At 33.3% G+C, this 24,222-nt stretch carries 17 protein-coding genes; 9 read left to right on the top strand and 8 right to left on the bottom strand.

Annotated features, from left to right (window positions below):
* Nucleotides 1-44: 44 nt before the first annotated feature.
* On the bottom strand, nucleotides 45-3,479 hold the full coding sequence (locus tag CCE28_RS17645) for a pyruvate carboxylase (protein ID WP_095135046.1): 3,435 nt from the start codon (nucleotides 3,477-3,479) through the stop codon (nucleotides 45-47).
* A gap of 325 nt (nucleotides 3,480-3,804) precedes the next feature.
* Between CCE28_RS17645 and CCE28_RS17640 the strand changes: the two genes are divergently transcribed.
* The gene (locus CCE28_RS17640) at nucleotides 3,805-4,011 is read left to right on the top strand and encodes a hypothetical protein (protein WP_095135045.1); all 207 of its coding nucleotides are present in this window, start codon (nucleotides 3,805-3,807) and stop codon (nucleotides 4,009-4,011) included.
* Between the two features lie 255 nt (nucleotides 4,012-4,266).
* Nucleotides 4,267-4,497, top strand: coding sequence for a hypothetical protein (locus CCE28_RS17635; protein WP_242973013.1), 231 nt, complete (start codon nucleotides 4,267-4,269; stop codon nucleotides 4,495-4,497).
* A gap of 464 nt (nucleotides 4,498-4,961) precedes the next feature.
* Here CCE28_RS17635 and hcp read toward each other — a convergent pair whose 3' ends face one another.
* The 3 genes from hcp to CCE28_RS17620 form a co-directional block, all read right to left on the bottom strand.
* Complete coding sequence (gene hcp, locus CCE28_RS17630) at nucleotides 4,962-6,674, bottom strand: hydroxylamine reductase (protein WP_095135043.1); 1,713 nt, start codon at nucleotides 6,672-6,674, stop codon at nucleotides 4,962-4,964.
* Between the two features lie 391 nt (nucleotides 6,675-7,065).
* Nucleotides 7,066-8,607: a Na+/H+ antiporter NhaC family protein gene (locus tag CCE28_RS17625; protein ID WP_095135042.1), complete on the bottom strand. Its 1,542-nt coding sequence runs from the start codon at nucleotides 8,605-8,607 to the stop codon at nucleotides 7,066-7,068.
* 207 nt (nucleotides 8,608-8,814) lie between these two features.
* On the bottom strand, nucleotides 8,815-9,720 hold the full coding sequence (locus CCE28_RS17620; RefSeq protein WP_095135041.1) for an RluA family pseudouridine synthase: 906 nt from the start codon (nucleotides 9,718-9,720) through the stop codon (nucleotides 8,815-8,817).
* 147 nt (nucleotides 9,721-9,867) lie between these two features.
* On the opposite strand from CCE28_RS17620, the gene CCE28_RS17615 reads away from it, so the two are divergent.
* The gene (locus CCE28_RS17615) at nucleotides 9,868-10,680 is read left to right on the top strand and encodes an NAD(+)/NADH kinase (RefSeq protein WP_095135040.1); all 813 of its coding nucleotides are present in this window, start codon (nucleotides 9,868-9,870) and stop codon (nucleotides 10,678-10,680) included.
* A gap of 54 nt (nucleotides 10,681-10,734) precedes the next feature.
* On the opposite strand, the gene CCE28_RS17610 is transcribed toward CCE28_RS17615, so the two are convergent.
* The 4 genes from CCE28_RS17610 to CCE28_RS17595 all read right to left on the bottom strand — a co-directional run bounded on the left by CCE28_RS17610 (nucleotide 10,735) and on the right by CCE28_RS17595 (nucleotide 14,266).
* Nucleotides 10,735-11,562 (bottom strand): hypothetical protein, encoded by an 828-nt coding sequence (locus CCE28_RS17610; RefSeq protein WP_095135039.1) that lies wholly within the window; start codon nucleotides 11,560-11,562, stop codon nucleotides 10,735-10,737.
* Nucleotides 11,563-11,843: 281 nt separating this feature from the next.
* Nucleotides 11,844-12,755 (bottom strand): radical SAM protein, encoded by a 912-nt coding sequence (locus CCE28_RS17605; RefSeq protein WP_242973012.1) that lies wholly within the window; start codon nucleotides 12,753-12,755, stop codon nucleotides 11,844-11,846.
* 102 nt (nucleotides 12,756-12,857) lie between these two features.
* On the bottom strand, nucleotides 12,858-13,499 hold the full coding sequence (gene trhA / locus CCE28_RS17600; RefSeq protein WP_095135037.1) for a PAQR family membrane homeostasis protein TrhA: 642 nt from the start codon (nucleotides 13,497-13,499) through the stop codon (nucleotides 12,858-12,860).
* A 140-nt stretch (nucleotides 13,500-13,639) separates the two neighbouring features.
* Nucleotides 13,640-14,266: a class I SAM-dependent methyltransferase gene (locus tag CCE28_RS17595; protein WP_095135036.1), complete on the bottom strand. Its 627-nt coding sequence runs from the start codon at nucleotides 14,264-14,266 to the stop codon at nucleotides 13,640-13,642.
* Between the two features lie 763 nt (nucleotides 14,267-15,029).
* On the opposite strand from CCE28_RS17595, the gene CCE28_RS17590 reads away from it, so the two are divergent.
* The 6 genes from CCE28_RS17590 to CCE28_RS17565 all read left to right on the top strand — a co-directional run bounded on the left by CCE28_RS17590 (nucleotide 15,030) and on the right by CCE28_RS17565 (nucleotide 24,202).
* The gene (locus CCE28_RS17590; protein WP_095135035.1) at nucleotides 15,030-16,391 is read left to right on the top strand and encodes a sigma-54 interaction domain-containing protein; all 1,362 of its coding nucleotides are present in this window, start codon (nucleotides 15,030-15,032) and stop codon (nucleotides 16,389-16,391) included.
* A 217-nt stretch (nucleotides 16,392-16,608) separates the two neighbouring features.
* Nucleotides 16,609-18,840 (top strand): formate C-acetyltransferase, encoded by a 2,232-nt coding sequence (gene pflB / locus CCE28_RS17585; RefSeq protein WP_095135034.1) that lies wholly within the window; start codon nucleotides 16,609-16,611, stop codon nucleotides 18,838-18,840.
* Between the two features lie 9 nt (nucleotides 18,841-18,849).
* Entirely contained in the window at nucleotides 18,850-19,596 is a 747-nt protein-coding gene (pflA, locus tag CCE28_RS17580) for a pyruvate formate-lyase-activating protein (RefSeq protein WP_207652924.1), read from the top strand.
* Nucleotides 19,597-19,857: 261 nt separating this feature from the next.
* Entirely contained in the window at nucleotides 19,858-21,024 is a 1,167-nt protein-coding gene (locus CCE28_RS17575) for a mandelate racemase/muconate lactonizing enzyme family protein (RefSeq protein WP_095135033.1), read from the top strand.
* Nucleotides 21,025-21,126: 102 nt separating this feature from the next.
* Complete coding sequence (locus tag CCE28_RS17570) at nucleotides 21,127-22,701, top strand: BCCT family transporter (protein WP_095135032.1); 1,575 nt, start codon at nucleotides 21,127-21,129, stop codon at nucleotides 22,699-22,701.
* Between the two features lie 100 nt (nucleotides 22,702-22,801).
* On the top strand, nucleotides 22,802-24,202 hold the full coding sequence (locus CCE28_RS17565) for an aldehyde dehydrogenase family protein (RefSeq protein ID WP_095135031.1): 1,401 nt from the start codon (nucleotides 22,802-22,804) through the stop codon (nucleotides 24,200-24,202).
* Nucleotides 24,203-24,222 lie beyond the last annotated feature (20 nt).

The following is a 24,222-nucleotide window of genomic DNA, read 5'->3' as shown; positions in this document are numbered from 1 at the left end:
TCTACTTGACAGGGGGCAGTTCAATATATTGGACGACTTTCTTATTATTCTTCAATTTTTAATATTAATTGACCTGACTTTACTTGATCTCCCTCTTTAGCAAATATCTTTTCTACCACACCATCCTTTGATGCTGTAATATTAGTTTCCATCTTCATGGCTTCTATTATGGCTACTGTATCATTTTCTGCAACCTTATCCCCCTCTTTAACTAATACCTTTATTAATTTTCCTGGGATACTTGAACCTATTTCATTTGGATTATCTACATCTGCCATTTGGATACTTACTGCCTCAGCATTTTGAACTACGCTTCCCTTATCATGTACTTTAATAGCACGTCTAGAGTCGTTTACTTCAAATAATACTGTTCTCTTTCCTTCTTCATCTACTCTACCGATTTCAAGAAGCTTTATAACTAGTACCTTACCTTCTTCAATCTCAACGTTGCAAGTCTCACCTTCCCTTAGTCCGTGGAAGTAGATGTCACTTCCCATTCTACTAAAGTCTCCATTTTCTTTAATATAACTTAAGTATTCATCAAATACCTTTGGATATAGGGCAAAACTCACTGCATCTTCATCAGTTGCTTCTATTTCAAATTTCTCTTTCAGATCCTTCTTGATCTTATTAAAATCTTCACTCTCTAATAATTCACCAGGTCTACATGTAATAGGTTCTTCTCCCTTTAATACAAGCTTTTGTAAGTCTTCAGGGAATCCACCCATAGGTTGACCCATCATTCCTTTAAAGTAGGATACTACAGAGTCTGGGAATGCTAGGTCTTTACCCTTTTCGTATATATTTTCTTCATCTAAATCATTCTTAACCATAAAGATTGCCATATCTCCCACAACCTTTGATGATGGAGTTACCTTTACTATGTCTCCTAACATTATGTTAACAGTCTTATACATTTCCTTAACTTCATTAAATCTATGTCCAAGACCAAAACTTTCAACTTGTGGCTTTAAGTTTGAATATTGTCCACCTGGTATTTCATACTTATAGATTTCTGCCGTACCAGACTTAAGTCCTGATTCAAAACTCTCATATACTGGTCTTACATCTGCCCAGTAATCAGATATTTTTTGAATGTCATCCAGGTTCATTCCTGTGTCTCTCTTAGTGTTTTCTAAAGCTGCCACAACAGAGTTCAGCGCTGGTTGACTAGTAAGTCCTGACATACTATTAATTGCCGTATCTACTACATCTACTCCAGCTTCTGCCGCCATTAATATAGTTGCCACACCATTACCACTTGTATCATGAGTGTGTAAGTGAATTGGTATGGATACTTCATCCTTTAATGCTTTAATAAGTTTAAATGCAGAATGGGGCTTAAGTAGAGCTGACATATCCTTAATACCTAGTATATGAGCACCCATTTTTTCTATTTCTTTAGCCTTATTTACATAATATTCTAATGTATATTTATCTCTAGTTGTATCTAGTATATCTCCTGTGTAACAAATGCATGCTTCTGCTATCTTACCTGTTTTTAATACTTCATCTAAGGATACTTCCATACCCTTTAACCAGTTTAAAGAGTCAAATATTCTAAATACATCTATTCCATTTTTAGAAGATAATTGTATTAACTCTCTAATTACATTATCAGGGTAGTTTTTGTATCCAACTCCATTTGAACCTCTTATTAGCATTTGAAGTAACACATTAGGAACTCTTTTTCTTATAGTTCTTAATCTCTCCCATGGAGATTCCTTTAAGAATCTGTATGCCACATCAAATGTAGCCCCTCCCCACATTTCCATAGAGAATAGATCCTTACCTAAAGCAGCCGTTGCTTTACTGATTTTTATCATATCTCTACTTCTCATACGAGTTGCCATTAGAGATTGATGTGCATCCCTCATAGTAGTATCTGTAAGAAGTAATTTTTCTTGTGATTTAACCCAATCGGCCACAGCCTTTGGACCTTTCTCATCTAATATTTGTTTTGTACCTCTTAAATCACTTATATTTCCTACCTTTGGAATTTTAGGTATATCAAAATCTCTCTTTATACCCTTAGTTTCATTAACTACCTTTTCACCTATGAAATTTAACACTTTAAGCTCCATATCTTTTTTAGCAGTTATATCAAAGAGTTCAGGATTTTCCTTAATGAATCCCGTATCACATAATCCTTTTTTGAATTCCTCATGACTAAGAACATTTACTAGGAATCCTGCATTAGTTTTAACTCCTCTTATCTTAATCTCTTTTACGGCTCTTCTTACTTTTCTTATGGCATCTTCAAATGATCTTGAATAGGAACTAACCTTAACTAATAAACTATCATAATATGGACTTATTACAGCTCCCGTAAATCCATTTCCACCATCTAGTCTTATTCCATTACCCGAACCTGTTCTATATATATCTATTATTCCCGTATCTGGTGCAAAATTGTTTATTGGATCTTCTGTAGTTACCCTACATTGTATAGAGTATCCTCTAGGTTGTATATCCTCTTGTGATTTTATATTAATCTCATTAGAATCAAGGCTATAACCTTGTGCTATTAAAATCTGACTTTGAACTATATCTACTCCTGTAACCAGTTCTGTTACGGTATGTTCAACCTGAATTCTTGGATTCATTTCAATAAAATAGTGATTTCCATGAGCATCAACTAGGAATTCTACTGTTCCTGCACTCTTATAATCTACTGCTTTAGATATTTTAATTGCATCATTACATATGTTTTGTCTTAATTCTTCACTGATACATAATGCTGGAGTAAACTCAATTACCTTTTGATGTCTCCTTTGTACAGAACAATCTCTCTCATACAAGTGAACTATGTTTCCATAGTTATCTCCTAAAATTTGTACTTCTATATGCTTTGGTTTTTCTATGTATTTTTCCACAAAAATATCATCTATACCAAAGGCCTTCTTAGCTTCATTTTTAGCACTTCTATATTCATCTAATAAGGCTTCTTTTTTTCTTACTATTCTCATACCTCTACCACCGCCACCAGCAGCAGCTTTTAGTATTACTGGATATCCACATATATTAGCATACTCTATAGCTTCATCTTCTGATTTTACAGCCTTTTCTACTCCAGGGATAGTAGGTACCCCTACCCTACTTGCAACCTTCTTAGATTTAATTTTATCCCCTAATTGATCCATCATTTTATAATTAGGACCTATGAATGTGATTCCCGCTTCTTCACATTTTTTAGCAAACTCCGTATTCTCTGATAAAAAACCGTAACCTGGATGTATAGCGTCTACACCTTTTTTAAGGGCTACCTTTATTATTTCTTCAATATTTAAATATGCCTCTACCGGTCCCTTGTTTTTTCCTATTAGATAAGATTCATCAGCTTTAGTTCTAAAAAGGGAGTTTTTATCTTCTTCAGAATAAATTGCCACTGTCCGAATCCCTAATTCATTACAGGCTCTGAAGATACGTATAGCTATTTCCCCTCTGTTGGCTACTAATACTCTTTTAAACTTCTTCACGTCATCTCCTCCTATGATACTCACTCTATTTTTAGTGTGTTTTAAATATATACTTTTAATTCTAACAAATTTTCATGAAATGTTATAACCATTTTTGGAAAATATACAAGTATATTTTTTATTTTTTTAACTTTTTAACCCTTTTTCTTATTAAAATTAAGTTTTCATATATTTTACCTTATATTTTAAAGTTTGTATACCATAAATAACTCTAGTTACCTTAATAACTTATTAATCTTGTAACACATATTATTCTAAATGCATAACCTATATTAGAAAACTTTAACCTCTTGAATTACATAACAAACAAAGGAGGTGGAAATGTATGGCTGATAAACAATGTGATGGTTTTGGTGGATGTGATGATAGTTTACTATTTTTTTTCCTATTACTAGTAGTATTGTTCTGTTCCCCTATGTGTAGTGGATTATTTGGATCTAGAGATAGCTTGTTATTCTTCTTCTTATTGTTAGTAGTACTATTCTGCTGTCCAGGTTTTTGCGGATTCGGCGATTTCTTCGGCGGATATTAAATAAAGAGTTCGGGATAAAATCCCGATTCTTTCTACATTCATATATGAAGAAGGGGGTGTAATAGTTGGCAGATAGGCAATGGTTTGCTGGAGATGACACTTTATTATTCTTCTTCTTATTATTATTTGTTATATACTTTGGTGGATTATCCTGGGGAAAAGAATACTAAAAAGAATTGGGATACCCAATTCTTTTCCCAATATTCTCCATGATATATACTTAGTCAATATATTATATTAATTAGTTTTAAGGGGGTGTCACATTTGTCTGAAGAAACTACAAAAGGCTTACTTGCAGACTTAGGATTTGAAGATAATACAGCATTACTTTTCTTCTTCCTACTGTTAGTCATTTTATTCTGTGCACCATACTTTGGATCATTCTTTGGTGACGGATTTGGTGACTTTGGGTTAGAAGATGGTAGTACCTTATTATTTTTCTTCCTATTATTAATTATCTTATTTGGAAGTGGATCATTATTCTAAGAAAGTTTGATTATTAAATGCCTAAGTAACTAATTGAAACTTTATCCAAACTTCACCAAAAGGCCGGTTAGTTATTTGCACTATTTTTCCTCACAAACTTTTACCTTACATAAATGAATTAAATAAGAATTAAATATAGTTGACTAACCGTCCTAAATAAAAGTAGGTTGTTATATAACAACCTATTTTTATTTTGCTATATCTTCTTTTAACTTTACACAAGTACTCTCCAGAAAAATCCATTCAGCCATAATCTGCATCTATTATCAATATTCCCTTTGCCAAAGTACAGACCTCATAAATATGTTTATGCAGATTTCCTTTTATAATGATATGTAATTTAATAAAATTTATCTTTTATGTCTATAGTTACCTTTAAGTCAATTTAACAGTATCTAATTTGTGACAGCTACGCATTATCCGTACAACAAAATAAGCCCCTCATTTGAGGGGCTTATTATTTATTATCCTAAGAACATTTTTAAATCGTCATCTACGTTTGTAATTCCACCGATTCCAAAGTTATCTACTAATACTTTAGCCACATTAGGAGATAAGAATGCTGGTAATGTTGGTCCTAAGTGAATGTTTTTAACTCCTAAGTGAAGTAATGCAAGTAATACTGTTACAGCCTTTTGCTCATACCATGCAATGTTGTATGCAATTGGTAATTCATTAATATCTTCAAGACCAAATACTTCTTTTAATTTAAGTGCAATTACTGCTAATGAGTAAGAGTCATTACATTGTCCTGCATCTAATACTCTTGGAATTCCACCAATGTCTCCTAAGTCTAACTTGTTGTACTTATATTTTGCACAACCTGCAGTTAAGATAACAGTATCCTTTGGTAATTTTTCTGCAAATTCAGTGTAGTAATTTCTGCTCTTAACTCTTCCGTCACAACCTGCCATTACGAAGAACTTCTTAATAGCACCAGATTTAACAGCTTCTACTACTTTATCAGCAACAGCCATTACTTGGTTGTGTGCAAATCCACCAACGATTTCTCCCTTTTCAATTTCAACTGGAGCTTCACACTTCTTAGCCTGTTCTATAATCACTGAGAAATCTTTCTTTCCATTTTCATCTTCATGAATATGAGTTAATCCATCAAATCCTACTACACCTGTAGTATAAACTCTATCTTTGTATGATTTCTTTGGTGTTACTAAACAGTTAGTAGTCATTAATATTGGACCATTGAATTTTTCAAATTCTTCATTTTGCTTCCACCATGCATTTCCATAGTTTCCTGCAAAGTGATCATACTTCTTGAATGCTGGGTAGTAGTGAGCTGGTAACATTTCACTATGAGTATAAACGTCTATTCCAGTTCCCTTAGTTTGCTCTAATAATTGTTGTAAGTCGTTTAAGTCGTGACCACTGATTAAGATTCCCGGGTTATTTCTAACTCCAATGTTTACCTTAGTTACTTCTGGGTGACCATATGACTCTGTGTTAGCTTTATCTAATAATGCCATTACATCTACAGCAAATTTACCACACTCTAGAGTTAATCCTACTAAATCATCTGCACCTAATTCATCATTTAAAGTAGCTACTAATGCTTTTTCCATGAATGCGTGGATTTCATCATTATCATAACCTAAGTTATTTGCATGATGTAAGTATGCAGCCATACCTTTTAGGCCATAAGTTAATAATTCTCTTAATGATCTAATATCTTCATTTTCAGTAGCAAGAATTCCTACTGTCTTAGCTTTTTCATTTAATTGGTCTAAAGAGTCTGCATTAAAGATAGCAGCGTCTGCTAATTTAACTTCTTCTTTAGCTCCAAGTCCGATGATTTCCATAAATTTAGATAACCAACTTGAGCTTGTAGCTCCATCTACTTTTACTCCTGCTTTTATTAACTTAGCTTTTAATTCATCTCTAATTTCTAATCCCTTTTGCACTTTCTTAATTATGTTAGCTCTGTCGAAGTTAGCATTAGTAATAGTTGTGAATAATGCATCTACTACAAACTTATCTACTTCTTTATCCGTTTGACCTAATTCTCTTAATTTTTCTCCGTATACAGCAATTCCCTTTACTACATATATTAATAAGTCTTGAGAGTTGGCAACATCGGCGCTCTTACCACATACACCGATCTTACTACATCCTACACCTTTAGCGGCCTCCTGACATTGATAACAAAACATATTACTCATTACTTATTCCTCCCTGTATTTAAAATATTTTTTATATTCATCATTGATTTAACTATATGATACGGTAATTTTAGTCTTAATTCTGTAACATATGTGACGAAGATGAAAAAAAGAAGTTTTATTTTTTAATTTCTTTTAATAGTTGTTCAATCTCTGTTATATTGCTACCCTCATTTTTAATCTATAAACAATTTAAATCAAATCATTAAGCAAAAAGCAGATAGGTTAATTTATTTAAATTAACCTATCTGCTTTTATCTCAAACTATTTATTAAATTTTCCTTTAAGCATTCTCTCATTTAAATAAAAAAACACTTCTTTTTGTTAATAGTATGTTTTAGGAAGCGTTTTATTTACTATTTAAACCTCTCTCCTTTTAAAATGAAATCTATTAAGCCATTTGGTCTTTATCTGATTTCCTATTTGCTTTATTTTTTCTTTGTAATTTTGAAATTACTACTACTGATATAATCATAATAACAATTGCTATCATCAATGTAGATGCACTTCCAGTTATTCCAGCCATTATATATGCAATTAATGCGGCAACAGCATTTACTATAGCATAAGGTAATTGTGTTTTTACATGATCTATATGATCACATCCTGCTCCTGTAGATGCTAGTATTGTTGTATCAGAAATAGGAGAACAATGATCTCCAAACAATCCTCCTGAAAGGACTGCTCCAATACATGCATATAATGGTGCCCCAAGATGATGTGACATAGGAATTGCTAAAGGAATCATAACTGCAAATGTTCCCCATGAACTACCAGTTGCGAAAGACATACACCCACCAACTATAAAAATTAATATGGGTACAAAATAAGAAGGTACTGTTCCATCCATAATTTCTATTATGTAATTAGCCGTTCCCATATTTTTAATAACGTTTCCTAATGACCATGCTAATACTAATGTAATAGCCACGTACATCATCTTTTGCATACCATATATATATACTTCAAAAGCTTCTTGTAACTTTTTTACTTTATAATATTTCATCATAATAATTAATAGTATCCCTGCAAATAAGTAACCTGTACTCAATGCTACTCTGAATACACTTCCAGATACTTTTTTAAATGGAAAACCATGTGGAATTAACAAACCAAATAAAGTTACCAATAAAACTAATATAGGTAGCCATACAAGCATAGCACTACTTTTTATGTTCTGAATCTCTTTCATATTTTCTGACTTTCTCATTGGTTTTGAATTGTACCAAAATAATTCCCCTATTTCTCTCACTCTCTTTTCAGCCTTTGCCATGGCCCCAAACTCTAAACCTGTAAAAGCTACCAAAGGAACCATCAGTATAGTGAGAATTGGATAAAACTGAAAAGGTATAGCGTGCACAAAAGCACTCCAATCTGATTCCATTATATTCAAGCTTTCGAATTCCTTTTGAATAAGACCCATTACATATACACCCCAACCTATAAAGGGTACTAATACCGCCACTGGAGATGCAGTAGAGTCTATAATCCATGCTAGTTTTTCTCTTGAAACCTTACCTTTATCAAAAATTGGTTCAAAAATTGGTCCTACGATTAAGGGGGTTCCAAGGTCAGAGAAAAATACTATAATTCCTCCAATCCAAGCTGCAAGTTGTGTTTTTACTCTTGTGTTTATAAATTTTGCTGCTTTTTCTGCAAATGCAGCTGATCCTCCTGATTTCTCCATCAAAGCTACAAATCCACCAATAAATACCAGTAATACCAATACGCCTGCATTATAACTATCCGTAAGCTGCTTAAAGAAATAGTCTCCAATAATTGTCTGTGTTGCTGTTATCACCATTCCATTTGACATAATAAGAATTCCAACAAAACTTCCTAAGAATAATGATACGATTACATTCTTTGTTAAAATAGATACTATAATTGCTAACAAAGGTGGAATTAACGATAAAAATCCCATATGTTCCATGCAAATCTCCCCTTTCTAATCATACTATTCATGTAATTTAAAACTATTTATGTTTATTTATGTATATTAATTCATAATTATGCATTATTTCTAAAACTCTTCATGCTTTTATGTATATTCATTCACAACTCCTCCATGTTTGCCACAGCCAAGTTATCCTCCATGCTGAGCTCACAATAAAAAGCAGATAAGTTAACTTATCTGCTTTTATTTCAAACTATTTATTAAATTTTCTATATCCTTCGGAATAGTAGAATCTACAACTATTCTTTCACCTGTTCTTGGTTGATTAAAGGCTAGTTTTTTAGCATGTAGCGCCTGTCTTCCTATTAATTCACTAGTTTTTCCATACAACTCATCACCTATTAAAGCATGTCCCATATAATCCATATGAACTCTAATTTGATGAGTTCTTCCCGTTTCTAGCTTTATTTCTAATACTGTGGCCTTTTTCATTCTCTCTGTCACTTGAAAATGGGTTATACAGTCTTGTCCACCTTCCATTACAACTCTTTTTATACTATCTTCATATTCCCTTCCTATAGGTGCAAATATGGTTCCCTTATTTTCACTTACTTGACCTTCTACTACAGTAAGATAATATTTATCAACTTTATTTTCTTGCATTTGTTTAGATAATTCCTGTTGGCCAAAAGAGTTTTTTGCTACTATTATTAGACCTGAAGTATCCCTATCTAATCTATTTACAAATCTTATCTTAAATGTATTTCTGGTTTTATTCATATGATGAACCAGGGCATTTGCCAAAGTTCCTGTAGGATGGCCCTTTGTAGGGTGTACTACTAATCCAGGTTGCTTATTAATTATAATTAGGTCCACATCTTCATATACTATATCTATGTTTATGTCTTCTGGTTCAAATTGATTAGGTTCATCTTCCATGATTACTTCTACTAAATCATTTTTTCTCAATGTAGAATGAAATGGAATTTTATGACCATTTACTAATATTCCTTTTTTTCTTTTAGCTCTTCTAACTAATCTGCTAGATAATTTCATAACATCATACAATACTTCTTTTAAATGAATTCCTGCATGTTCTTCATCTACTAAAAACTTTAACTTGTTAGTTTCTTCATTTGTATTTATCATATTTTATCACCTTTATAATTTAGTTTAACAAGATTTATTATAACTTACCAAGACACTTCTTTAAAGGTGTTAATGCATAATATTACCTTTAATTTAAATTTTAATTATGGTAAAATTAATTAAATTTACATAAAATGGAGTGATTTGATGCTTAAGGGCGAAAATCGTATTATAAATATAGTGTCTAATGATAGACCTATTTCAAAGGAAACCAGTAGAGTGTTAAAACAAAAACTAGAGAAAGCTGGGTATTATGTACCTAATGAATTTGACTCAAATGGAGATTTAATAATCTGCGTAGGTGGAGACGGTTCTTTCTTAAGAACTCTTCATGACAATAATTTTCCTAGTATGCCTATAGTAGGAATAAATACAGGTCATTTGGGATTCTTCCAAGAAGTATCTCCCTATCAACTAGATGAGTTTATTTTTCTTTATTCTAAAGGAGAATATACAATACAAGAATTTAAATTGGTAGAGGCTTTAGTATGTACTAAATCTCACTGTATAGAACTTTTAGGTGTGAATGAAATTTGTATAAAGGGTGATAAATCAAGAACTATACATTTAAATCTATCTTTAGATAATAGTTTTATAGAAAAGTTTAGTGGAGATGGTGTATTAGTGGCTACACCAGCCGGTTCTACTGCCTACAATTATTCTTTACGAGGTAGTATAGTAGATCCAAGATTATCCTTAATGCAAATAACACCTATAGCACCTATAACTACAACTGCATATAGATCCTTCACATCTAGTATTATAGTTCCTGAAACTTCCACAATTAAAGTATATCCGGAATATAGATTTGAAAATTCTATTTTGATAGTTACAGATGGAGAAGAACATAAGTATGATGAGATTGAAGAGATTCAACTTAGAATGTCCTCATTAAAAGCTCAAGTATTGAGATTGAAAAACTATGATTTTTGGAATAAGGTTAAAGAAAAGTTTTTATAAATTACAAGGTAAAAACATCATTATACACAAAGGGACTATTTTTTTAATAGTCCCTTATTTCTTTACCAATTCATATTCACCATTTAATATGCTACTTTCTCCCTTAAAATCTATTTTCATTATGAACCTATCACCCTGAAGCTTTAATATAATCTCATCATCTTCTACCATATACTTGCCACTATGACTATTAAATGATTGGGTACTACTTCTAGATCCTGCTCTATCTAAATTTTCTATATTAGTGTTATCCTTATATAAACTGTAAAAGAAATTAAATTTTACTACTCCATCCTTAGTCAAAACCATATTAATGTGCTTTTGTTTTATTTCATTATTATTTTCTTCCTCTACATTTTTCTCCCAATAACCAACCATCTTTTCATTTAAATAATTTCCGTCTTCTATTGTTTTTACTTTTTCTCCATTATATCTATTTAAAACTATTGTTTCATCATCTTTAGTAGGTAATTTGCTTATTAAAAGTCTTTCATTATCTTCGTATTTTGAATCACCTATACTTAAATAAAATTCCTTTGGATAACCTATTATTTTACATACTACTTTCTTGTCCTTTAAGAATATAATATTCATGGTGCCTTCACTATAAGTTTCACTTAAATGGGATTTAGGAATACCTGACAGTTCACTCATTGAATCCTTATCCATATAGGGTGGAAATGAATAGACCTCATCCCACTCAAAGGGGGTAAGTTCATTTAAACCTATAGTCTTATATTCAGTACACTTATTTATTATACTTTCTTTTAGTGCCCTTTCATTTGTATTCTCTTCTTTATCTATTACATAGGAATCTACCACTAAAAGACCACATGCTAGTATTCCCATTACCAATACTCCTAAAATAATATTTTTTGTCATATATAATCTCCTCTTTTGTCATTTTATAAATGAAACCCATTAAGTAAGTTCTTTCCTATGCAATTATATTATATAGTAATATTATGGTAAATATTTTTAACCATAAATATATCTTAAATTTCTATATTCATAAACATATTAGTGAAGCTCCTATGAACTCCATAAAAAAAATACGCCCCCTTTTATGAGGACGTTTCAGTAGATATTATGTTATTTGATGATGGCAATGCCCCAAGTTTTAAAAACATATATACTAAAGTAACAACCCCTCACTATATGGCTTAATAACTAGTTTTATATCTTTTTAATCCTGCTGATTTAGCTGAGTTTACTGCAATTTTATATTCTTCTTTAGATATGGTTCTACTCAGTTCTTCATACTTATGAGATGTATACGCAGGGTAGTACTGATCCATAATGTTTACATAGGTATCTGTAGATATTTCATCTCCTATAAACTTCATTATTTTTTCCGTATCTGCTAAATTTTGTGGAAGTACTAAATGCCTAATCATAAGGCCCTTATATGCAATATTTCTATCATCGGTTTTTAAATTATTAACCTGTCTATACATTTCCTTTACAGCTTTTTTTGTGATGGTATAATAGTTTTTTACTCCTAGGTATTTCAATGCCTTCTCATCATCAGCAAATTTAATATCTGGCATATAAATATCTACAATACCATCTAACAACTTAAGTGTACCAGTTAAGTCATAACCATTTGTATTATATACTATAGGAATATTTAACCCCTCTTTAGCTGCCATAAATATTGCTTCTACTATCTGTGGTACTATGTGACTTGGAGAAACAAGATTAATATTATGACACCCATACCTTTGTAAGGAAAGCATCATTTTTGAAAGTTCCCTTGAACTTATTATTCTCCCTTCTCCGCAAAAGCTTATTTCATAATTCTGGCAAAATACACAACTTAAGTTACAATGGGAAAAAAATATTGTACCAGATCCATAATTTCCTACTAATTCTTCTTCCTCACCAAAATGGGGTTCACCTCCAGATACAACACAATTATCTAGGGTTTTGCAATAGCCCCTTTCTCCCTCTAATCTGTTTACACCACACTCATGAGGACATAGAACACAATTTTTAAGCATTTCTTTTAAAGTCTTAACTCTACTTTCTAATTCACCATTTAATAATAAATTTAAGTATGCAGGTTTATACACATGTATCATCCTTTTTCTTTAAGTGATTTTACTAATTATTATTTTCCCCTTTATAAAAATTATTAAAAAAATGCTCCATTAGTAATAACTGGAGCATTTTGCTTATCTAGGTAATAAATATATTACGGCAAAGAAGTGACAAACACTACCGCCTATTACAAATAAATGCCATAGGGCATGGTGATATTTTATTTTAGGCCATACATAAAATATACTTCCCACCGTATAGGTAATTCCACCTGCCACTAAAAATATTATACTTATTCTGGCTACAGAATTAACTAATGGTGAAAATGCAAATATTATTAGCCATCCCATGACTATATATATTAAGGTTGATATACCTACAAACTTCTTAACATAAAAGGCTTTAAACACGATCCCCACTAGGGCTAATCCCCATACAATTCCAAATAGAGTCCAACCTAAGGGCCCTCTTAATGGATTTAACACTATTGGTGTATAGGTTCCTGCTATTAATAAATATATTGCAGAATGATCAAATATTTGAAAAAGATCCTTTACCTTTCCCCTTTTAAACGAGTGATACAAAGTAGAAGCCAAATATAAAATCACTAAAGTTGCACCATATATGGAAAAACTCACCACATGCCATGTATCGCCATATGTACTAGCAAATATTATTAATATAACCAGGGCCCCTATTGCCAATAATAATCCTATTCCATGGGATATGGCATTAGTAATCTCTTCTGCTTTTGTAAATTCTTCTATATCCTTCATTATCTTATTCCTTTCTAAAAGAATTAAATCCCTAATTATATATATACTCAATTAATAGGCAAAATACTCAACCTATTTGTGAAATAAAAAAATTAGGTTGTTTATAAGGATTATTAATCCTTATAAACAACCTAAAAATTTTATTTTTTCGCCAAAATGTATCTCAATTTGCATATTCTCTCGCCAATATCATGAGTTATAATCTTATCTTCAATTTCGCCTATCTTTATTATGGTAAAATTTTCAAAATGTATTTTTGTGTCCTTTTCCGTAAAATAATGTACTATCTTTCCATTTTCATCTTCAAAAGTATTATATTCAATCATCTCTCCACGTCCAAGGCTCTCGTCTTGTTCTGAAAAAAAGGTGAAGAATATTAATCCATCTTGTTTTAATTGTTTATAACACTTTTGTATGAATATTTTTCTATCCTCTTTTAAAAACAAATGTAGTATATTATAACAATATATACCCTCATATTTTTTATCTGTCAAAGGCATATCTAATACGGATCCTTGGATAAAGTTTGCTCTTTCGTCCCATTGTTTTCCAAGACCTATTGCTTCTTCTGAAAGTTCAATAGTATCCACATTGAATTGAGCATCGGAAAATACTTTAGTATTCCGACCATATCCCCCTCCAGGTATTAGTATATCCTTAATCTTTTGATGTTGAAATATTTCTTTTGCAGCAATAGCTGTCTTACTAGGTTCCGTTCCCCATATCATCTCCTTATTCTTAAATCTATTTTTCCAGTACTCACTCATAATTTGTTCTCCCTATCTCCATTAATTCCACTTCGCTTTTTTTTATTTTTATCTTTATCTCTATCTCTACTTAATAACTATATCATACTGGCTTATATAAATGTTTCTTTCATTTCCCCCCAATCTAATACATCAATTAATTTTCCTCTTATATAATTATATTACAACTTATTTATTTGGTAAATATAACCAATATAAATTTTGACAATTTTCGTTTGTTTTTTTAAACTTTTTGTCGTATATTGAGTTTTTTTAGTATAATCAAAATTATACTACAATATTAAATATTAATCTCTTTCAACCTTCAGTTAGTAATGATTTTTGCTTTTTACATCATTAAAATTTCCCATAATATATTTAAATAAATAACTTAAAATAAGTCTATTTAAACTTACTGAGTCTAAATAGACTCATTTCTTTTATTCCTCTTTATTTCTCATATGTATGAATTTTAGCATGGTCGACTTTCCAACAAGAATAAGTTACCCATAACCCCTTAAAATAAAGAGTTTAAGACAAAAAAAATAAAAACTATCTGCAATAGGAAGAGGATTCTAGGCATCCTCTTCTTTTGTAATTATATTTAAAAGACGTCATTAATTATGCTATAGTTGCATTTAGTTGGTATCAATATGAGAAAAAGTGATACATGCTAATAGAAGGAAATTATGGTTAATTTGTAGAATTTTAGAAAAAGCATAGATCTTAAAGAAAAAGATATATGCTGTAATAATTTCAAAATAAATTTTCTGAAGGTGATATTGTGATTAAAAACAGACTGGATTATGATATGTTTCTTAAGCTCGTTGATAGCCTCCATGATGAAATCAATATATGGGATAGCAATTATAATTTGTTATATATTAATAGCGCTTGTGAACGACATTATGGTTTTAAAAAAGAAGATATGATTGGCAAGAATTATTTTGATTTTATGGAAGAAGATTATTGGCATCCAGCTCTTCTTCCATATGTCTATAAAGAAAAAGTCCCAGTAATGAGGACTCAGAAAACACATATTGGAGCCACAATAACAAGCATAGTCGTTCCATTCTTTGACGAGAATGGAGAACTAGAATATGTTGTTTCCAGTATTAGAGATGGCCTAGAAGATATTTACTATTTAAGTGTAGATGAGATTGAAAGAAAAAGGTATGAAGAACGACATATTTCTTCATCTTCATTGCTATTCAAGAGTTCTATGATGAAAGAAATTATGGAACTAGCCCATACGTTATCTGATGTAGATTCACCGGTTGTTATTTTAGGTGAATCAGGAGTAGGTAAAACCCGATTGGCGCGAGTAATGCATAATAGTAGCAAGAGAAAAGACAAGCCTTTTATCACCGTAAATTGTGGTGCTATTCCTAAGGAGTTAATGGAATCAGAGTTATTTGGATATGAAGAAGGGTCTTTTACCGGTGCTAAAAAACAAGGAAAAAAAGGCATCTTTGATGCTGCTGACGGAGGTACTCTTCTTTTAGATGAGATTTCTGAATTGCCCTATCTGCTCCAATCCAAGTTACTACATGTGGTTCAAGAAAAAGAATTCATGCCTGTTGGCAGTAATAAAATGAAGAAAGTAGATGTGAAAATAATCACTGCCACAAATAAAAATTTGAAAAAGCTTGCCGTTGCCGGAAGCTTCAGAGAAGATTTATATTATCGGTTAAGTGTTTTTGAAATCAATATTCCACCATTACGAGAAAGAAAAGAAGATATAGAACTATTAACATTTTACTTCCTTAAGCAATTCAATAAAACGTATAAAAAGAATCATCAATTATCTACAGAGGTATTAAATATTCTTAGAAACTATTCTTGGAGAGGAAACATCAGAGAATTATCCCATTTGATTGAGAGACTTGTTGTTACGGTAAGTGATTTTATAATAAGACCCCATCACCTTCCAAGTAGTTTGTTTGAAATTAATAAGGATACTGTTGTATCAAGTCAAGATTGCTTTGACGATATGGTTGATGAATTTAAAAAAGCCATTGTTGTTGAAGCATATAATAAATACAAGAGTTCCCGTAAAGTTGCAAAGAAGTTGAAAATCAGCCAATCCAAAGCAACCAGACTGATCAGAAAATATTTAGATGAAGAAATGGATTTAAATGACTAATAAAGAAAATAAGTGAGTCAATAATGAAAAAACGAGTCAATGTTGACTCGTTTTTTATTTTTTTTATTTAATTATAACTATTTAACAACTGTTGAAAATTTAACGTTTCCTAATAAAAAGTCAAATTGGCACACTATTTGCAATCTTCTTTATTGTGGCAATATAATGCGTAAATATAGATGCCTATCTTTATTTAAAAATTATGAGGAGGGAAAAAATGGATTGCTGGAATGGTTTTAAAGGTGATTTATGGAAAGCCGAGATAAATGTTAGGGATTTTATTCAAGAGAATTATGCTCCTTACGAGGGTGACCAATCGTTTTTAGCTGGACCTACCGAAGCAACAAAAACGCTGTGGGAAAAACTATCAAAAATGTTTGAGCTTGAAAGAGAAAGATGCGGTGTTTATGATGTAGATACAAAAACTGCTTCAACAATAACATCACATAAGCCTGGTTACATAGATAAAGAGCTTGAAAAGATTGTAGGTTTGCAGACAGATAATCCGCTTAAAAGGGCTATCTTTCCTCGAGGCGGTATTTCACCCCTTGAAGAAGCGTTAGAAAATTACGGATATAAGCTGGATAAAACAATAAAAGATATTTATTCAAATCATAGAAAAACCCACAATGAAGGGGTTATGGCTGCTTATACGCCGGAAATCCGCAAAGCATGTGAAGCTGGAATAATTACTGGTTTACCTGACAATTACGGTAGGGGACGCCATATAGGTGATTACCGTAGGGTTGCTCTTTACGGTCTTGATTTTATTATTTCTGAAAAAGAGAAGGAATTTAAGCTTCTTGAACCAGGAGAAATGACGCCTGAGGTTATTCAGCAGAGAGAAGAGCTTACTGATCAATTAAACTCATTAAATGATTTTCGTGAAATGTGCGCTTCTTACGGTTTTGATGTATCTAAGCCGGCAAAAACAGCTCAGGAGGCTATCCAATTTGTATATTTTGCAATTCTGGCAGCAGCTAAACAGCATGACGGGGTAACCATTTCACTTGGAAGAACATCCACTTTTATTGATGTTTATGTTGAAAGAGACTTGAAAAATAATATTATCACTGAAGTTGAAGCTCAAGAGCTTATTGACCACTTCATTATGAAACTTAGAATATTCCGTTTTCTTAGATCACCAGAATACAATGAATTATTTTCAGGTGACCCTACTTGGATAACAGAGTCTATTGGAGGTTTTGGTGTTGACGGAAGAGTGATGGTAACAAAAACTTCTTACCGTTATTTGCATACTCTATATAACCTAGGTGTTGGCCCAGAGCCTAACATGACCGTCCTTTGGTCGGAGCGTCTGCCGGAAACCTGGAAAAACTATTGTGCAAGGTTATCTATAGAAACATCATCAATCCAGTACGAAAACGATGATTTAATGCGACCAGAATTTGGTGATGATTACGCTATTTCCGGGTGTGTAGGAGCTTTGGAGATTGGAAAGTCAACCCAACATTTTGGAGCTCGCGTAAACTTGCCTAAAGCTCTGCTTTACGCTATAAATGGAGGCCGTGATGAAAAAAACGGAGCGCAGGTTTCGCCGAAGTTTGCCCCAATAACTTCTGAATACCTTGATTATGATGAGGTGATAGAGAGATTTTATGAAGTTCAAAAATGGCTTGTGGGCATTTATGTTCAGGCTGTAAATATTATTCATTACATGCATGATAAATACGCCTATGAAGCTTTTCAAATGTCACTGCATGATCTAAACATAAAACGCTATGAAACGTTTGGAATTGCAGGACTTGCAATTACTGTAGATTCACTTATGGCCATTAAAAACGCTAAAGTTAAGGTTATTAGAAACGAAGAGGGGTTGGCTGTAGATTTTGAAACTACCGGCGATTACGTCCCTTTTGGGAACAGCGGAGAAGAAAGCGACAAATTGGCGGTTAAACTAACAAAAGATTTTTACAATTTTATTCGTCCACATAAAATGCACAGGAATGCAAAACCAACCATGTCCCTTTTAACAATCACATCAAATGTTGTTTATGGAAAAATGACTGGATCCACGCCTTGCGGAAGACCAGCAGACACACCTTTCTCACCAGGTGTAAACCCTATGAACGGAAGGGATAAAAACGGGGCGGTTGCTTCCCTAACATCGGTTAGCGACATACCGTATACCTGTGCCCGTGACGGCATTTCGTATACATTCGCTATCACTCCTCCAGCATTGGGCAAGGGTTTTAACGACAGACAAGAAAATCTAGCAAAACTTCTTGACGGATATTTTACTCCTAACGGAGGACAGCATTTGAACGTAAATGTTTTTGACCGCTCTTTGTTAGAAGATGCCATGGAGCATCCTGAAAAATATCCTCAGCTTACTATAAGGGTATCAGGATACGCCGTTAATTTTGTTAAGTTAACTAGGGAGCAACAGCTTGATGTTATTTCTAGAACAATAAATGAAACAAAGTAGGTATATTTTATGAAATTTGATGAAAAAGCTTCGATAATAGGAAAAATACATTCTTTTGAAAGTTTTGGAACTGTTGATGGTCCGGGTATAAGGTTTGTGATTTTTATGCAGGGGTGCAAATTCAGATGTCTTTACTGCCACAATCCTGATACCTTTGACTTGGGTGCTGCCTCTTTTATGTTAAGTCCGGAACAGGTCTTTGGAAAAATGGAAAAATTTAAAGTTTTTTATAAAAAAGGTGGGGTAACTATTTCCGGAGGAGAACCTTTGTTGCAGCCAACATTTATAAAGGAATTTTTTAAACTTTGTAAAGCGGAGAGAATACATACTGCCATTGATACAGGGGGGGGCTGCCTTACAGACGAAGTAAAAGCGGCGCTTACCTATACGGATATGGTGTTACTGGATGTGAAATGTATTGACCCTGATATACATAAATCACTTACAGGGCAGCCTCTCCAGCCGACGCTTGATTTTGCCGAGTACTTATCCGAGCAAGGTATATCTGTGTGGATACGTTATGTTCTGGTACCTGGAATAACAGACCGTGATGATCTGATAGAAAAACACGCGGACTATGTTTCTAGCTTAAAAAATGTTGAAAAAGTTGAAATATTGCCTTTTCATAAGCTTGCTCTTAGCAAATATGAAAAACTCGGCATTGAGTATGCGTTAAAAGATACTGAGCCGCCTACCGCCGAGCGAATTGAAAACGCAAAGAATATATACAAAAACAGGGGGATAAAAGTTAATTAACTTAGGAGACGCTTATAGCTTTTTTGAAGACACTACTCAAATTTATGGTTGCCTGTTTTCTTGTTTATTAAGAAAACAAGGCTTGTATGTTGGATAACTGCTAGGCAGCCATTGAAAGGAGGTGCGTCATAGGGGAAAACGTTTGTTGGTTAATAAAAATTCCAGGATATAAGGAGGTAAATTATAGGGAAAAACCTTAAATCTTTGGTTTATCTTTAGTTTGTTGATTAATAATAATTTCAAGTTAGGGGGAAATGAATTATGGGAAACAACATTAAATCTATTGAATTCATTAAATTAGATGTTCCAGCATCAGGCTGGAGTGAAAACACAACTGTTGTCAAAGTTACTGATGAAAACGGGTTATACGGCATAGGAGAGGCTGATGGTTCTCCTAGTGTAATAAAAGCCTACGGTGAACTTGAAACAGAACATTTTCAGCTTACAAATATTTGTGAAGTAGCTATCGGAAGAGACCCAATGGAATTTAAAGCAATTTGGGATGAAATGTATGACAAAAGTAAATGGATAGGCTCAAGGGGTGTTGGAATATTTGCCATGTCCGGCATAGATATGGCATTATATGACCTTGCGGGCAAACAGCATAACCTTCCAGTATATAAACTTTTAGGAGGTAAACATCGGGATGTTGTAGCACCATATTTTACTCTTTATCCGTCCCATAACATCGAACATCCTACAGTAGATGATTATCTTAGATTGTATGAACCATTGACCGCAAAAGCCAGAGAGAGAAAATGTAAAGCTGTTAAAGTATGCTTGTCTCCAGGTGTTATTTCACTTCACGATGACAAAGAAGTTGTCCGATATATTAAAACACTTAGAAAACAACTTGGTGATGATGTAAAACTTCTAGTAGATTTCCTTTATCGTTGGAATGATTGGCAGGCTGCTCGCTGGACTCTTAACAAGCTTGAAGATGCTGATATTTATCTTGCTGAGGCAGTTTTGCAGCATGATGATCTTGAAGGACACAAAAAACTTGCTAATGCAGTATCGACCAGAATAGGCGCATGCGAAATGATGACCACTCATTACGAAATTATGGAATGGGTAAAAAATACAAATATTTCAGCTATTCAGCTTGACTACAACAGAGCTGGAGGACTTACAGCTATAATGAGAATTCAAGAACTTTGCGATAATTATAATGTTCAACTAATGCCTCATGGTTGGGCAACAGGAATAACCGCAGCAGCAATACGTCATTTTGGAATGGCTAGTCGAACTGCTATGTACCCAGAATATTTACATAGAGATTTCTGGCCGGGTGAATTAATTAATAACCTAACTATAGATGATCCTGAAATTATTGATGGAACTGTTGCTGGAAGTGACGAACCCGGACTTGGAATGAAGATTAATAAAGAATACTTCAAGGAAAAAACAGGAGTTATACTAGAGTAAACTTCTATAACACATTTACACGGGAAGCGCTGTCAAAGCTTCCCGTGCAAAATAGGTAATTCATTGCTTTTAGAAAAAATTATTTAAGGGAGGTTAAAATTTATGTATAAAACAGCTACAGCGATACGAAGAAGTATAGATTTTGTCTCAGTAAGCATAAGTTTTCTTGTAGTTTTATTACTTGGATCCTGGTTGATTTTTAAACCTGATTCAGCAGTAGAGACCATTGGTGCCGTAAAAGCCAGCACAGTAAAGGTGCTCTCGCCTTTTTATTTGTGGTTAGGTTTGGGCTGCCTTGTTTATCTTTTATACTTTTCTTTTTCGAAATACGGGCATATTAGGTTTGGTAATGGTAAGCCTGAATTTAATACATTTAGCTGGCTTGTAATGATGTTTTGTGCAGGTATGGGATCAAGCATGATGTTATGGTCAGTTGTAGAGCCATTATATTATGTATCTGGTCCGCCTCTTGGAGCAGAACCTTTTAGCGCAAAAGCCTATGAATTGGCAGGAACATATGGTATATTTCATTGGACATTTACTGCATGGGGACTATTTGCCGTTGGTGCAATTCCGCTTTGCTACAGATTTTATATCCTGAAAAAACCAGGGCTATCTCTATCGGCAGCCTGCGAAGGCGTGTTGGGAGATAAAATATCAGGCCCAATTGGAAAGATTATCGAAATAATAGTTGTATTTGGCATTTTGGGAGGACACGGTACAACCCTTGTACTAGGTATCCCAATGATTCAAAATAATGTTGCAAACCTTTTCGGACTTCCTGATACATTAGCAACGGGTATGATTCTTATAGGAATCGTTACAGCGTTATTTATGACAAGTTCATGGTTAGGTCTTGATAAAGGAATGAAAAACCTTTCAGACTGGAATGCTTATGCTGCAATCGCGTTAGCTGTATACTTCCTTACTGTTGGACCTACCCTTTTCCAGATAAATCTTTTCACTAATGCTATTGCATTTATGAGTAATAATTTTCTTAGCATGAGTTTGTGGACAGATCCTGTTAATCAGGGAGGCTTCCCGGAAGGATGGACGTCATTTTACTGGGCTTGGTGGCTTGCTCTTGGTCCATGGATGTGGATATTTACTACAAGAATTTCTAGAGGTAGAACGCTGCGCCAAGTAATGCTTGGTATGCTAATTGCTGGAAGTGCGGGATGTATGCTTTATTTTGGAGCTATAGGCGGTTACACTCTTGACCTTCAGCTTGGCGGAGAACTTGATCTTGTTGCTTCTCTTGCTGAATACGGTCAACCTCAAACTATTACAAATCTAGTATTAACGCTTCCTTTAGGTAAGATTATTCTGTTTGTGTGGGCATTAATCGCAATAGTATTCTTGGCTACAACACTTGATTCATCATCTTACACTTTAGCGGCTACAACAACAAAAGGGCTGTGCGAAGGAGAGCATCCTGCTAGAATGTTTAAACTATTTTGGGCTATTATGTTAGCAGTTATTCCTTGTAGTCTTCTTTTTGCCGGTGCTTCATTGACAGCCTTCCAATCTCTGGCTGTTTTGACAGCGACTCCGATAGCAATATTTACAATTATTGCCTTGATAGGCGGAGCTAAGTGGATTTTCCGTGATTACGGCGCTTTAACAAGAGAGCAAATTATTTTACAGGAAAATAAAAAAATAGATATGCCAGTATAATAATCTATGGAATTTTTTAAACCTATCAACTCAGTATTAGATAATTTACTTGTACTACGTTAATAGATTCAATTTTAACATAACATAAGGGGGAATTAGAATGAGTAATGAAACTAATCAAAATGCTGCAGCATATGTAGCAGAACTTGTAGAAAGAGCCAGAAAAGCACAAGAGGTACTTGAAGATTATAGTCAGGAGCAAGTGGATAAGTTGGTTGCTGCTGTTGTATGGAATATTGTAAAGGATGGTCCTGCACAAGAAATATCTAAATTGGCTGTAGAAGAATCTAGAATGGGTAACTTTGAAGGAAAATACAACAAACTTATGGCAAAAGGAAAAGGTGCCCTTCGCGACATGATCGGTAAAAAATCTGTTGGCGTAATTGAAGTAGATGAAGAAAAACAAATCATGAAAATTGCAAAACCAGTAGGGGTTATTGGTGCTTTAATTCCTTGTACAAATCCTGAGGCAACACCTACTGTTAAAGTATCTCATGCATTAAAAGGAAGAAATGCCATTATATTATCTCCACATCCTCGTACAAAGAAAACAAATACTTTTATTGCAAACATAATGAGAGAAACACTAAAAAAATATGGTGCTCCTGAAGATTTAGTAATTGCAATGGAAGAACCTACTATGGATATTAGTAATGAATTAATGAAGCAGTGTGATATGGTTCTAGCAACTGGTGGAGCAGGACTTGTTAAATCTGCTTATTCATCTGGTACACCAGCTTATGGTGTAGGTGCTGGTAATGCTGTAATCGTTGTAGATGAAACTGCTGATATCAAAGATGCTGCACACAAAATTATGTTAAGTAAAACTTTTGACTTTGCAACAAGCTGTTCTGCAGAAAACTCATTGGTTGTTCAAGAAAGCATATATGATGAGTTAATCGAAGCACTTAAAGCAGAAGGCGGTTATTTAACGAATGCTAAAGAAAAAGAAAAACTTCAAAATGCTGTATGGGTAGACGGACATTTAAATGCAAAAATCATCGCACAATCTGCGCAAACTATTGCAGATGTAGCAGCTATTACTATTGGTAATGACAGAAAATTCATCATGGTTGAAGAAAATGGTGTTGGAAAAGACCATCCATTCTCTGGAGAAAAACTTTCTGTAGTAGTAGCAATATTTAAATATAATGATTTTGAAGAAGCTGTAAATAGAGTAAACGAAATAACAAGATATCAAGGAATGGGTCACTCCTGCGGTATTCACTCATTCAATGAAGATCATATTATGCAGCTTGCACTTAAAACAAAGGTAAGCCGTATGAATGTAAATCAAGGTCAATCACTTGCAAATACAGGGAACTGGTTCAATGGTATGCCATTTACAACAAGTCTTGGCTGCGGATCTTGGGGTGGAAACAGTGTTTCTGAAAACATTACTTGGAAGCATTTAATCAATACGACTTGGGTATCAAAACATTTTACTCCTGTTGTACCAACGGATGAAGAATTATTTGGAGATGTTATGTTAGAAGACTAAAAATATAAAAAAGAGGTAAT

Origin of the sequence: Anaeromicrobium sediminis, from assembly GCF_002270055.1 — a bacterium.
Lineage (GTDB): Bacteria > Bacillota > Clostridia > Peptostreptococcales > Thermotaleaceae > Anaeromicrobium > Anaeromicrobium sediminis.
The sequence above is the reverse complement of the archived record's forward strand: the minus strand, read 5'-3'. Positions and strand labels throughout refer to the sequence as shown.